The sequence below is a fragment of the Terrisporobacter mayombei genome (assembly GCF_020748465.1).
Lineage (GTDB): Bacteria > Bacillota > Clostridia > Peptostreptococcales > Peptostreptococcaceae > Terrisporobacter > Terrisporobacter mayombei.
In genome coordinates this window covers 61,592-75,452 of sequence record NZ_JAHZMP010000007.1, presented here as the reverse complement: position 1 = coordinate 75,452, position 13,861 = coordinate 61,592, and the positions used below count along the sequence as shown (strand labels likewise).

Below are 13,861 nucleotides of genomic sequence, written 5' to 3'. Positions count from 1 at the left end.
TGCATTTTTAATATATTCCCCTTAATTTTTTATATTTCCACATTCTTCCATGTATCATAAATATCTTTATTATAAAGTTCCTCATTATCTATTGTAGGAAGATTCAACACACAGTTATTATCCTCATCAACATTTAAAAAACCTCTTCTTAAATCTTCTACACTTAACTTCATTTTATATTTATTATCTTTGAAAAACTCCGGTCTCATTAAATAAGATGCCGCCGTAACGTCCCAATTATAAGTACCATCAATTCCAAACTTATCTAAATTATAATCAAACCAATAATCTACTTTTTCCTTTATATAAGGAACAATAGGATTAGAATAGTCATTTAGCTCCCTTTCATAGTCTTCTCTAGTCACAAGAACTTTAAGACAGTTGTTTCCTGTGATTACTGAAACATTTTTCCCCTTAGTTAAAACTGTATATGTTGCTATAGGGTCACAAGAAAAGTTTAGCTCATCCATTTGTCTTTTGGCAAATATCAAAGGTTCAGTTATTCCTCCCATTAATACTATTTCCTTAATCTTATCAAAAAAAGTGTTGTCTTTTAAATAGGCTCCATAAAGATTCGTTAAAGATCCTGTTGCTAATATGGATAATTTTCCTTTATATTTATTTGCCATTTCAGCTAAATATTCACTTGCTTTATTATCTAAATCCTGTGGATTTTTTCCGCCTTCTAGAACTGGTAATTTTTCTACTTTTAGTTCTTTAACCATTTTTAAAGTATTAGGATAAACTACTTCTACCTTGTTATTTCCATAAGTAGTTGTAACCCCTAATAAATTTACATCTTTATTTCCAATTAAATATATTAATGTAAGGCCATCATCCACATCACAGTCCGCTACTCCATAAGTATTATCACAGTCAAATATTACATTTTTCATTTTTTGTCCTCTTTCAATCTTAATATTTATTCAATTAATTTATATTCAAAATTAAAATCTACACTTCAAAATAAGTAATCTCTTCTTCTTTTATTATTATTCCTACCTTATTTCCTTCTTTAAAGCAATCTTTGCTTAATAGATCTGCACTTGCTTTAGCTAGAACTTCTTTTTTATCTTTCTTTAATGTAATTTCCACAAAATCACCTAAGTAAGTAATTTCTTTAATTTGAAAATCATTTTTATTATTATCTATTATAACATTAGCTGGTCTTATCATAGCTTCATAATTTCCATCTTTCTTATTACATTTGATTTCAAAGTGCTCTGTTTTAAATATTTTATTATCAACTTTGCCAATAAAATAATTATTTTTCCCAAAATAATTAGCAACTTCTTTTGAATATGGTGAAGTATAAATCTTGTAAGGATTATCATACTGAATTATATCTCCATGCATAATAAGAGCGATTTTATCAGAAAGTTGTAAGGCTTCATTCTTGTCATGAGTAACCAGTATCATCGTAATCTTATTTTCCCTTTGAAGTTTTTTTACTAATTGTCCCATTTCAATTCTTAATTTTTCATCTAAGCCTGAGAATGGCTCATCAAGAAGTAAGATTTTTGGATTTGATGCAAGAGCTCTAGCAAGGGCAACTCTTTGCATTTGGCCTCCTGACAGTTCTTTTATTTTTCTATTTTCGAATCCTTCTAAATGAACTTCTCTAAGTAGCTTTTTTACTACTTTTTTTTGCTCATTTTTATTTATTTTCTTTAAATTCATAGCAAAAGCAATATTTTTTTCTACTGATAAGTGAGGAAATAACCTTAAATCTTGAAAAACTATTACTGCTCCTCTTTTCTCAGGAGATATATCTTGAATTTCTTTATCAAATAGAATTACTTTTCCTTCTTGTAAATCATTTAATCCTGCTATAGTTTTCAGTAAAGTACTTTTACCACAGCCTGAAGGACCTAAAAGAGATATAAACTCTCCACTATTCATATCTAAATTTATATCATGAAGGATCTCATTTCCTCCCATATTCACTTTTAAATTTTCTAATTTCAAACTCATTTATTTCACCTATTTCCTATACACCATAAAAGTCCCTGCTTATATTTTTATTAATTTTAGAAACTGCTACTTGGAAAATACTAAATATTATTATTGTTATGCCTAAAAATACTAAAGAGTATGTGGATGCCATATTTCTATCTCCTCCAGATAAGTATGGAAACATTACAATAGCAAAGGTTTTAACTTTGCCACCACCTATTAGCAATGTTAAAAAATACTGACTAAAAGATATTATATATGACATACTAAGTGATGATAAAATCACTGGTGACAAAATAGGCAGCGTTGTTTTAGTAAAAGCTTGAAGTTGTGTGGCTCCAAGAACTTGAGCTTGCTCTTCAAGTTTATTGCCTATAGCCATAGTTCCATCCATCAACAATCTTGTTGCATAAGGTAGAGAATAAATTAAGTGAACAATAATCACTCCCAATATACTATTACTCAGTCCCCACTTTATAAACATTACATGTATTCCCATTGCAAATACTGTTGATGGTATTAAAAATGGCAATAAAGTTGAAAAATAAAGTTGTTTTTTAAATTTAAAATCATAAAAAACAAAAGCTCTTGCAGTCATTAGTCCAATTATCACCGATAATATGGCAACTACAAAAGAAAGTAATATACTCGATATGAAAAGTTGAATCATTTCACTTTTTCGTGAAAAAATCTCATTTATTGCTCTTAAAGAATAAGTCTGTGGTAATAAATCAGGCCAAGCCCATCTTTCTGTAAATGACCATATTATTAAATTTAATATAGGTAGTATTATACAAATACTCATTATAATTAATATAATCTTATTAATTTTATTATTTTTCATCTTATCACCTACTTTTCTTTCATTGATGGTATATTATTTTTTATTAAATTGTAGTAAATAATTGCAGCTATTAAGGAAATCATAATTATTATTCCATTTAGTGCCATAGCATATGGTCTGTTCTGTAAATTTGGATGTATATATTGAATATAAGAAAGGACAGGCAAAGCTTTAGGTAATGTAGGTCCTAGCAATTGAGGTATTTCATAAGCTCCCAGTGAAAATACAAATATTATCAAGAATCCGCTTAATATAGTATTTTTACATAAAGGTAGCGTTACCTTTTTAAATGTTTCATACTTACTAGCACCCAAGTTTATGGCCGCTTCTCCCAAACTATCATTTATATTTGACATAATAGATAGTACAAAATAAATTATAAAAGGTATTTCCTTCCACAAATAAGCTAACATTATTCCTATTCCATATTTGTCATAAATCAAATTTAAAAATTGATCTGGCGAAGAAATAAGACCAATAGATGCTAAAATTCTAGCCATAAGTCCACTTTTCGAAAAAATGTTTAATATAAAGATAGCTACAACTATATGTGGAACTACAATAGGTATCTCAATTAACTTTTCATAAAACCATTTAGTTTTTTTGTTCATTACTATTACGATACAAATTAATGTGCCAACCGCAACAGAGAACATTGATGATGCAAAAGCTATATATAAGCTAAACATAATTGAAGATTTCATCTGTGGTGACGAAAGTACTTCTGCATAGTATTTTAGCGTGGGCTTCTCTAAACCAAAAGTAGGAATCACCCCAAAACTTTGGGTGATTCCATTAATAAGCCCTATTAAAAATATTATCAGAAGTAATATTTGTGGTATTAACAATATATAAGGCGTATATTTCTTTTTCATTATTTTCCTACAACCTCTTCTAACCATATTTCTTCAATTATTGGAACTAAACCAGCTGGCATTTCAGGAAGTCTTTTTGATAATAATTCATCTTGAGGTATTGTACCTTTTCCTATATCTACTTTATCAAATTCTGCTTTTTCTTCCTTGCTTAATTTATGATTGTCAACTACAGGTATAGTTTTTAACTTTTCAAGTCTTGATGCTTGCATTCCTGCACTTATCATCTCATTTATAGCCACCATTGCTCCAGCTTTATTTCCACTATTTTTAGCTATTGCCATATAATTAGTATTACCTATAGTTCCCTTATCGAATAAGAAAGTTTTTGTAGAATCAGTGTAACTTCCATTTTCTATTCCTCTAGCAACTGCATACGCTGTATAAGTCATATTCATTACTACTTCATTGTCTTTAAACATATTATCTAATTGAGTTGAGTCTGCTGGGAAAGATTTACCTTCATTCCATAAATACTTATTTAATTCAACTAAATAATCAAGAGCCGGCTCAATTGCTTTTTTAACAGTTTCTTTGTCTTCTTTCATATCTTGGAACTGCTCATATCCACAGATGTCATATATTACATTACGAACAAAAGCACTTCCTGTAAAATCAGGTAATGCTGGATATGTAATCTTACCTTTATTTGCTTTAGCAAACTCTAATAATTCTTTTGTACTACTTGGAACATCCTTTGTAACCGCACTATCATGCATAAATACTAACTGAGCTTTTCCATAAGGTGCTTCGTATCCTTCAGTTGGAAAACCAAAATCATATTTATTTTCATCTGCATTTAGATCAAGATATTTCTCTGCATTTGGAAGCTTTTCTAAAAATGGTCCGTAAAGCATGTTATTTTCTTTAGCTGATTTAAAATTTTCACCATTTATCCATATCATGTCTATACTTCCATCTTCTTCGCCAGCTTGTATTTCACCTGATAACTGGCTAAGTACTTGGTCTATATCCATTGGAACTCTTTCCATTTTTATATCGTATTTTTCTTTCATTTTTGGTTCAAAAACATCATCTAACCAAGCATTTAGCTCTTCGTCTCCACCCCATCCATAAAATGTAACTGTACTACCTTTTGCTTTTTCTAATACTTCTTCCCATTTCATATTATCTACATTTGTGGCAGTATCATTGCTTTTTCCACAAGCAACCATGGATAACATTATAATTGAACTCATTAAAATTGATATAATTTTTTTCATACCCTCACTCCTTTATCTTATAATTAAATAATATATTTTTTATTTTCTAAATTTAAACATAGCCCTATTAATCAAAGATTTCATGCCTAAAGGTACTTCTTCTTTCACATTTAACACTAATGGAAGTATATGATAAGAATTTGAAAATCCCTTTCTTTTAAAGTTTCCAACACAGGAAGCACAATAAGTAAATAACCTATCCTCTCCTGCTAAGGATACTGATTTTGCAAATTTCGTTGATATTTCACTTTCTTTAGAGCTAGCGCATCCTCCCAATCCACAACACTGAGTATCTTTAAATGAATTTTCTATTTTTCCTTCTAAAAAAGGTTTTATAGTATTAAAAAATAATTTTTCTTCTCTGTCTGGACAAGGATAGTAAATAGGAAGAGTTTCTTCCTTTATACTTTGCCCTAAATTAAGTTCTTTTAATTTTTCATAAATAGTTATTATCTTTATATCTAACTTCTCATTTAAAAAATAATAACAATTTGGACACACTACTATAATTTCTTCAATACTCTCTTCTTTTATTTTATTTCTTAAGGATTGTAAGTTTTTATTTGCATCATCTTCTAAGCCTAATTCTTCTATCGGTTTTTGGCAGCAATCAAAAATAACTCCAATATCATACTTTTTAAGTTGATCTATTAATACTTTTCCTGTTTTTGGGAATAATGATACAAAATTGCATCCTGGAAATAATACTGATTTTTTATTTGAATTTTTATAGTTGGCAAAAATATAAGGATTTTTTTCTTTTAAAAGCATATTATAATCCTTATCCATTATAACATTACTGTTATTTTTAACCTTTTCTTTTCTCATACTTAAAGCAATTTCTTTTCCATCAATATCTTTAGGACAAACGGCTTTGCACTTCCCACAAAGGAAGCAATGATAAGCTAAATCTTCTATTTTTGAAAAGCCTTCCAGGTCCATATTATATTTTTTTAGAAAATCACAATTTTTAGTACATAAGTTACAATGAATACAGTTTTGTGCTTTATTCTTCATTTTCTATTACCTCTTTACTATTTCCTAGATATTTTCTTTGAATAAGTATTCCTGCAAGTGTTACAATTATAGCTAATACTCCTGCTATTATAAAATATCTCCATTTGTTATTACCTGCTGTAAATCCTGCAGAACCTATAGTAAAAAATGATACTCCTGGAAACATAAAAATAAATGTATAGATTGTATATTTCCAAAATCCTATATCTGTTATTCCATAGGCAAAGTTTTGCAAGTTATATGGAAATATAGGAACCATTCTAGTAATCATTAGGATTATTAAATCACTTTTATCATTATCACTAAAAAGAAGCTTCTTCAATGTTTTATTTTTTTCAAGCATAGGTTTTATCATATCTTTTAGGAAAAATCTACCTACTATAAATGCCATAGATGCACCTAAAGTTGTAGCAATTAAGCAAGCAAATATACCTAGAACTGGTCCAAATAAAATTCCTGCAAAAACTGCAAAAGTTACTCCTGGAATGGCAAGTACAACACACCCTACAATTGTTAAAATTATATAAATACTTATGGCAAGTAATATATTATCCTTCACCATTTGCTTTATATAATCTAAATTTTTAGCATCACTAATATAATCAGACCATCCATAATGATTATTTAAAATAATTATAGCTAAAATTATAACTCCAAAAATACTTACTTTTAAAACATTCTTTTTCTTCATTTTTTCATCCTTCTATAATTACAAAATAATATCTCAAGGTAAATTTGTAAATCTCCTTGAGATAGTTAATACAATTGTTTATTTTTCATTAAATAATTTCTTTTTTTGCCTATCATTATAAACCTGCTTCATTAAAAATATTAACGTTGTTAAAGCAAATAAAATCAATAGACCTGTAACAAGTAATTTAGCTCCACCAGTTAACATTCCTCCTACATAAGAGTAAACTATTGTAGCTGGTAATTGACCAATTCCTGTTGCTATAAAAAACCCCATAAAGCCCATACCTGTTAATCCTGCTGCATAACTTATAAGATCAAAAGACATAAATGGCAGAAGTCTAGCTATTAATATACTTTGTTTACCATACTTAGTAAAAAACTGATCTACTTGCTCTATACCTTTTCTACTTGTCATCTTTACAGCAATGTCACGACCTAAAATTCTCGCAATAAAGAAGCAAACTACTGCTCCTGCCATGGCACTAGTCCATGATAATATTGCACCTTGCCACCATCCAAATAAGTTTGCATTGGCAAATGTAATAAGAAAAGCAGGTAATGGAGCTGCTATAGACTGTAATATCATTAACATAAAAGATATTGCCATAGCATAAGGTCCATAAGATTTAATAAATTCTCCAACTACTGTAAAATCACCACTTTTGAACATGAAAACTATATTATCAAAAGTTGTTTTTACACTTGGAATTACAAAGTAGCTTCCTATACTAATTATTATTAAACTCATAATTGCTAATTTTACATAGACATTATTCTTTCTACTTTTTACTTCTTCCATGACCTCTCCTCTCCCTAAATTTCATATAATTTCGTAAATTTATTTTATCATGGCTGTATTTTTAATTCTAATAGTATTTTTCTATATAAGTTAACTTGTATAGATTTTTTCTATAAGTATATATTTAACACTTCTTAAAATATCTATTTTCTATCATATCTAAGAATTCTTTTGATAAATAATCATCTAACTTCTTAGCTGTAAACTCATTTCTTATTAATTTATTAGAATCTTTATATTGAACCCAAGCCATAGCACACCAAGTAATTCCTCTCAAACATGTTATAGGAAGATATAGCCTTAATCTATCTTCTATGTCATTTGTATTAAATCTATCTCCAACAACTTTTATATATTCTTCAGTAAATTTTTCAATTTCATCTTGTGATAAAATAACATCTGTTTTCCAGAATGTAGTTGTTGGTGCTAGAAAATGACCTAAATCTTGTGCCGGCTCTCCTAATATTGGTTTTTCCCAATCTATTATATAGTTATTATTGTTTTCTCCATTTATTAAGAAATTGCTTGAATTTAACTCCGTATTAATAATACATCTTCGTCCCTTGTACTCTCCTGTACTTTTTATCATTTCTTGCCCTAAATTTAACATTCTTTTTATTTGTTTTTTCTTTTCTTCATCTCCTAAATGACTATCATAATAAGTTTGTATCATAGTTTCGCATTCATCAATTATTGATTGTAATGGGTTTTTAGGACATAATAAATGTAAATTTTCTTCTAATACTACACTATGAATATCTCCTAAACAATTGGCCGCTATATACAAATCTTTTCTATAATCTAAAGGAACTCCTTGTAAAAAATTCATAACTAAAACACCATAATCAAGGTGTTTCTTTCTTCCATCCACATATATTGGTATTGGCGTTCTTTTACTTTCTTTTAGTTGTAATAATGATTTGTACTCATATTCAATTTGATCGCTTAAGTCCATTTGACTGGCTGTATTTACCCTAAGAATTAAATTATCTTTTGTTACTGGATGAGTGAATAAGTAATTTATATTATATTCACCTTGTGCCAATAACTGAAAATCAATTTTATGTTCTTTAGGAATGTTTAATTCTTCTAAAAATTCTTGTCTTTTTACATACTCTTCTAAACCGTTAATCGTAAACATTCTCTTTCATACTCCTCAATAACCTTAATAATATATTTTGATGTGTGCATATCTTTACTTACATTTTCTTTTTTTATTTCATTGTAAAAGTAAACTACATCTTCTTTCTCATCTATATCAACATTTTTATTAGTTAAATCATAAGTTAAATTTGAATTTTTTATTGATGCTATAGTATCATCTAATACATTTCCATAACCATATTGCACATTTTCAAATACTGCTTTAGTAGGATTTTTCATCCCTACTAAATAATATCCCTTATCCACTGTTGGTCCTAAAACAATATCCTTTTTTCTCAAAATTTTAAAAGCCTTTTTTAAATCATCTTCTTTTAAAAAAGGTATATCACTTCCTATTAATATACACGAGTTATATTTTTTCCCTAAAACATACTCTATAGCATTATACATCTTTTCTCCTAAGTCATTTCCTTCTTGTATTTTATACTTAAACTTATGTCCAAATATACTTTTCATCACATTGTTCTTATCTTCAGGTGTATAGAATATAAAAATACCTCTTTTCAATTTTTCACAAGTGTATTTAATATCTTTTAAAAAGTTTTTGTGAATCTCTGCACACTGATCTTTTGTAAGAAAACTCTGTAGCCTTGTTTTTGTCTTCCCTGGTATGGGAACTCTTGTAAAAATAATAATTGCCTCTCTCATTTAATCACCTAATGTCTCTATATTCTTTGTTAATTTCATTTATATCTCTTCCACACAAATATTGAAGTTGTAGTTTTTGCATTTGAGTCATAGTTTTAAATATACCTTTGTCCAAAAATCTTCTAGCTGAAGTTGTTATTTGGCTATCTATTTGTTTAAAATAACACTTCTTTCTTTTTAGCCTTAAAGAAAATTCTAAGTCTTCCATTATAGGTAAATTAGGCATTCCACCAATTTCTTCAAATAGTTCTTTTGTTATAAATATTCCTTGATCTCCAAATGCTATTTTTCTTAGTTTAACTCTTAAGTTAGACATATAACCACAAATTTTCATCCATATTATGTCATTATCAAATTTTAATTTTAAACAACCTAATTTATTACCTTTATTTATTTCATCTTGAATTTTAATAATTACATCAGCTTCAATCTCACTGTCGCAGTGAAGGAAAAATAGTACATTACCATTTGAAACTTTGCTTCCATAATTCATCTGATTTGCTCTTCCCTTATGGCAATTAATCACAGTAAAAATACTATCTATTAAATCCTTCGTTTTATCAGTACTTCCTCCATCACAAAATATAACTTCAAAATTTCCTTTTAATTTAGCTAAATTATCTTGAAGTTTTATTATATTTTTTTCTTCATTATAAATTGGAATTATTATTGAAATCATGTTTCCATCCTTGTTGTTTTGTTAAATTTAAACTTCTATTGTCTAATCTAATTCTCTTATTGTTAAATCATATTTTTTTAATTCATTTCTTGAGGTTTCCATTAAGTAAGCTCTTTCTCCATATTCATTAACCAAACAATACTCATTTATCCAATAAAGCAATGGTTACTCTTTACCATGATAAATCTTTTTACTTGTCTTTTAATCAAATTATCCAGCTACTAAACCAACCAGATTATCATTCCACCACTTATTAAACGTTTGAACTAAATCTTTCTTTTTTATAATTAACTTGTCTGGTGAATATATGTAAGAAAAACTTCTATCAGTGTAATTTAATCTTATAATCACTAGTTATACCCCTTTTATTAAGTTTAATTATACCTTCTTTTTTTATAATTCATCAATACAATAATTCTCAATAAAAAATCCCACTGACATTATATCAATGAGATTTCAAAGTGACCCATCTGGGACTCGAACCCAGGACCCCCTGATTAAGAGTCAGGTGCTCTACCAACTAAGCTAATGAGCCCTAAATATTTAACTACATATCAATTGTAGCTAACATTTTAATAAAAATCTACCCTTAACTAGTTATTTTATCATTATTTTTTTTCATATAATTTTTATCTATTATAAATACAATCAAAAGATGGCAAATGCCATCTTTTAATTTAAATTAATTTTTAACATTATTTATATTTACATAGTTACTACTTTATTAACTATATCTAATTATTCTTTATTTAATTGTTTATTAGGTCAATAATTAACGATATATTCATAGTATATTCCTCTTAATTTATTTAATCTTCCTCCAATAAAGGAACTACATTTCCTCCATATGGAATTACATATATATCTTTATTTTTGCAATTAATTTTGTTTAATAAGTCTTCAATATTACTTGAAGCTGTTATTTTCATGTCTTTTACCATATCTGGATCTATAGAACTTAGCATATAAACATTGCATTTTGATATGGATTCGCAAGCTGCATAGAATATATACCCTCCTATTGTAAAGCTTGCTCTAAGTTCTTCATCTAAAACTCCTCTTTTTAATGGATCAATCCAGTTAAAGAAATCCGGTGCTCCTCCACCTTCACTACATTCAGCTAGTAAAATTAATGCGCCTCCTTTTTTTACAGCTCTAGTGGCGTTAAATAAGGATTTTGTTGACTGATATAAGTTAATATCCTTTGGATATCCTCCACAACTAGCTATTACTATATCTGCTTCTTTTTTTATACGCAATCCATATGCATCATCCACATATTTACAGCTTTTTAACCATGCATCATGGAAATCACCACATATTAATTTACTATGCTTAGATGATGAATTTACAACTATATTTATTCCAAAAGCTACATCTATAAATTTTGCAGCTTCATTCATATCTTCGTTTATTGGATTATGAGTTAAAAGTCTAGCTCCAACTAATGGATCTGATCTTTTTTCTGTTTTACTTAAACTTTGAATATGATTTTGTCTTATTGTTTGTCTTCCAGCAACACCAGGTATTATACTTTTTCTTCCTCCACCAAATCCTGCCATTATATGATGAACTGTGCCTGTTATCATTATTACTTTTCTTCCTACAACTAAAGGATTCACATAAACTTCAGTACCTGAAGGAGTAGTTCCAACATTTACTAAATCATCTGCATCACAGTCATGATTTACAATTTTAACTTTATCATAAACTGATTTTGAAGCTAGTTTACAAAGTTCTTCTTCACTTTGCTTTCTATGACTTCCAAGGGCCACAACTACTACGATATTTTCATGCTTGACTTTTAATTCTCCTATTAAATAATTTACTAATTGCTCACATATTAAATCTTGTCTTTGCCAAAATCGCGTTAAGTCGCTAATCACTATGGTTACTTTGTCATCTTCATTTATAATTTCATTTAAAGGTTTTGAGTTTATAACTTCTGTAGTTATTCCTTTTTTAAAAGCTTTTTTTAAATCTTTTATTTCATCCATAGGTCTTTCATTTAAAATACTTACTGATTTTGCTCCTTCTAAATTAATGCTTATTTTTTCTTTTCCATATTTCATTTCTACTGTATTCATATTTTACCTCCAAATATTTGTATTTTGTGCATTATATTAGTAACAGAATATTCTGTAGTTTATTTTTTAGATTACTTTACCTTTTTATTGTAAGAACAATAAAAAAGCTCTCGTCCTCAAAAGGACGAGAGCTTTTCTCGCGCTACCACCTTAGTTTATAAACAACTCACATTGCTTATCTTAATAAGTATCCTTGGAATACCCTACGTGTGTTATCACGTCACATCCTACCAAGCTATGTCCTTCACCTTTATCAACACATTTTTTGAATTTTATTTATCTATTTATGTCTTGCTAAATTTAAGTTATCTATTTTATTTTCTTCATCACTTGCAATTACTTTATTTTTTTCCAATAAACTTATTACTACAAAAGTAATTCCACTAACTACTATCATCCAGTATCCTATATCTTTGAACATATCATGAAGTTCTGAGAATTCTAGCCATGCTACTACAGCGAATACTGAAGATAATATGGTAAAAAAACCTGCATTTTTACTTGAAAACTTAGGACACCAAAGACCTGCCACTACTATTATGGAAGTTCCTATCGCCATAGATAAGCATACTTTCATTGCACTTAATATAGTACCAAGTTGTGATGATAATATATAAGTTAAAATTCCAACTACTAATATTATTATTTTATTTATCATAAATGATTTATCTTTAAATTTATTTCCTGCTTTAGTTCTAAAAAATACATCATGACTAACTGTAGTAGAGCATCCTATTAACATAGAACATGCTGTTGACATATCTGCAGCCCATAATCCTGATAATGTAAGTCCTGCCATAACTGGCGGTAGACTCATTATTATCATTGGAAGAGCCTTAGCTGCTGCCACATTAGGAATTAATGCTTTAGATGCTATACCAAGCATGGCACATATAAACCCTATTGGTATCATTAAAAGTGCTCCTATTCTAAAACCATTTACTGCACTTTTATCATCTTTAGATGTTAAACCTATCTGTACAGCTCCTTGTACTGAGTTTGTATTGCCACACATTACTATCATCCATGATATAATTGCTGGAATCCCCATTCCTGAGGTTAAACTCATATACGGTACATTTGGTGTTGATTCAGCCATAATCTTAGCTGCTTCCCACCCACCTTGATTAAATAAAACTAATACTGCTGATGTTATTATACCTATATAAATTAAAGAGATATTTAATATATTACTTACGCTTGCAGATCCCATTCCTCCCACAAATCCTACTAACATAAATATTAAGAAAGAAAAGAATGTTGCAGTTTTCAAATCAAATACATCTGGTAATAAACTAGATAATATTGACCCACCTGCTATATATTGAAGTGCTATAATTGTACATTGAATTATTATCATTGCTATGGTCATCATTACTCCTGCTTTTTCATCATATATAGATTGAATTAATTTTGTAACTGTGCTAAAACCTGATTTTCTTAGTTTTTTTACTATGGTAAAACTTGCTATAATTGCACCAAATGCCCACGCCACATTGTACCAACCTGCTGATAAACCAACAGAAAATGCATTTTCTGCTATACCTATAGTAGATGCTCCACCTATTGCTACACCTGCTATTGTGACAGCTGTAATCATTGTACTATTTTTATTTTTATATAATAAGAAATCTTCTCCTCCATCTTTTTTAGATTTTATAGATATAACAACACTAATTCCAAGTAACATTATCACGTATAAAATAACAATTATTAATGGTATATTCATTATAATTTCCTCCTTTTAATAAAATAATTTTTAAATGTTTTTTGTATATTGTATTTTAATAAAGGTTGCAACTACTTTATTAAAATATACTTACTATAATTTCAATGCTATTTTTTCAAAATATTCTGTATTTTAAGCTTAAAATTT

Annotated in this window: 14 protein-coding genes and 1 tRNA gene; all 15 read right to left on the bottom strand. The window is 28.3% G+C overall.

The window, feature by feature from the left end; all coding sequences use genetic code 11:
• Window positions 1-29: 29 nt before the first annotated feature.
• Window positions 30-896 carry a nucleoside hydrolase gene (locus K0039_RS17155; RefSeq protein WP_228106299.1) on the bottom strand — a complete coding sequence of 289 codons (867 nt, stop codon included), beginning with the start codon at window positions 894-896 and terminating at the stop codon, window positions 30-32.
• Window positions 897-954: 58 nt separating this feature from the next.
• A complete protein-coding gene (locus K0039_RS17150; protein ID WP_228106298.1) occupies window positions 955-1,974 on the bottom strand; it encodes an ABC transporter ATP-binding protein in 1,020 nt (339 codons plus the stop codon).
• 16 nt (window positions 1,975-1,990) lie between these two features.
• Window positions 1,991-2,800 (bottom strand): ABC transporter permease, encoded by an 810-nt coding sequence (locus K0039_RS17145; protein WP_228106297.1) that lies wholly within the window; start codon window positions 2,798-2,800, stop codon window positions 1,991-1,993.
• Between the two features lie 8 nt (window positions 2,801-2,808).
• Window positions 2,809-3,675: an ABC transporter permease gene (locus K0039_RS17140; RefSeq protein ID WP_228106296.1), complete on the bottom strand. Its 867-nt coding sequence runs from the start codon at window positions 3,673-3,675 to the stop codon at window positions 2,809-2,811.
• Window positions 3,675-4,898 carry an ABC transporter substrate-binding protein gene (locus K0039_RS17135; RefSeq protein WP_228106295.1) on the bottom strand — a complete coding sequence of 408 codons (1,224 nt, stop codon included), beginning with the start codon at window positions 4,896-4,898 and terminating at the stop codon, window positions 3,675-3,677. Before K0039_RS17135 ends, K0039_RS17140 begins: the two co-directional genes overlap by 1 nt.
• A gap of 39 nt (window positions 4,899-4,937) precedes the next feature.
• On the bottom strand, window positions 4,938-5,915 hold the full coding sequence (locus K0039_RS17130; protein ID WP_228106294.1) for a heterodisulfide reductase-related iron-sulfur binding cluster: 978 nt from the start codon (window positions 5,913-5,915) through the stop codon (window positions 4,938-4,940).
• Window positions 5,905-6,606, bottom strand: a complete 702-nt coding sequence (locus K0039_RS17125) for a TVP38/TMEM64 family protein (protein ID WP_228106293.1) — start codon at window positions 6,604-6,606, stop codon at window positions 5,905-5,907. The genes K0039_RS17130 and K0039_RS17125 overlap by 11 nt, the downstream gene beginning before the upstream one ends.
• Before the next feature lie 78 nt (window positions 6,607-6,684).
• On the bottom strand, window positions 6,685-7,407 hold the full coding sequence (locus K0039_RS17120; protein ID WP_228106292.1) for a TVP38/TMEM64 family protein: 723 nt from the start codon (window positions 7,405-7,407) through the stop codon (window positions 6,685-6,687).
• A gap of 124 nt (window positions 7,408-7,531) precedes the next feature.
• Window positions 7,532-8,548 carry an aminoglycoside phosphotransferase family protein gene (locus tag K0039_RS17115; protein WP_228106291.1) on the bottom strand — a complete coding sequence of 339 codons (1,017 nt, stop codon included), beginning with the start codon at window positions 8,546-8,548 and terminating at the stop codon, window positions 7,532-7,534.
• A complete protein-coding gene (locus tag K0039_RS17110; RefSeq protein WP_228106290.1) occupies window positions 8,527-9,219 on the bottom strand; it encodes a TIGR04282 family arsenosugar biosynthesis glycosyltransferase in 693 nt (230 codons plus the stop codon). Before K0039_RS17110 ends, K0039_RS17115 begins: the two co-directional genes overlap by 22 nt.
• Window positions 9,220-9,223: 4 nt before the next feature.
• Window positions 9,224-9,898: a TIGR04283 family arsenosugar biosynthesis glycosyltransferase gene (locus tag K0039_RS17105; protein ID WP_228106289.1), complete on the bottom strand. Its 675-nt coding sequence runs from the start codon at window positions 9,896-9,898 to the stop codon at window positions 9,224-9,226.
• A 210-nt stretch (window positions 9,899-10,108) separates the two neighbouring features.
• Window positions 10,109-10,249 carry a hypothetical protein gene (locus K0039_RS17100; protein ID WP_228106288.1) on the bottom strand — a complete coding sequence of 47 codons (141 nt, stop codon included), beginning with the start codon at window positions 10,247-10,249 and terminating at the stop codon, window positions 10,109-10,111.
• 111 nt (window positions 10,250-10,360) lie between these two features.
• Window positions 10,361-10,433, bottom strand: a tRNA-Lys gene (locus K0039_RS17095).
• A gap of 274 nt (window positions 10,434-10,707) precedes the next feature.
• A complete protein-coding gene (locus tag K0039_RS17090) occupies window positions 10,708-11,985 on the bottom strand; it encodes a nickel-dependent lactate racemase family protein (protein WP_228106287.1) in 1,278 nt (425 codons plus the stop codon).
• A gap of 280 nt (window positions 11,986-12,265) precedes the next feature.
• Entirely contained in the window at window positions 12,266-13,714 is a 1,449-nt protein-coding gene (locus K0039_RS17085) for a sodium:solute symporter family protein (protein WP_228106286.1), read from the bottom strand.
• Window positions 13,715-13,861 lie beyond the last annotated feature (147 nt).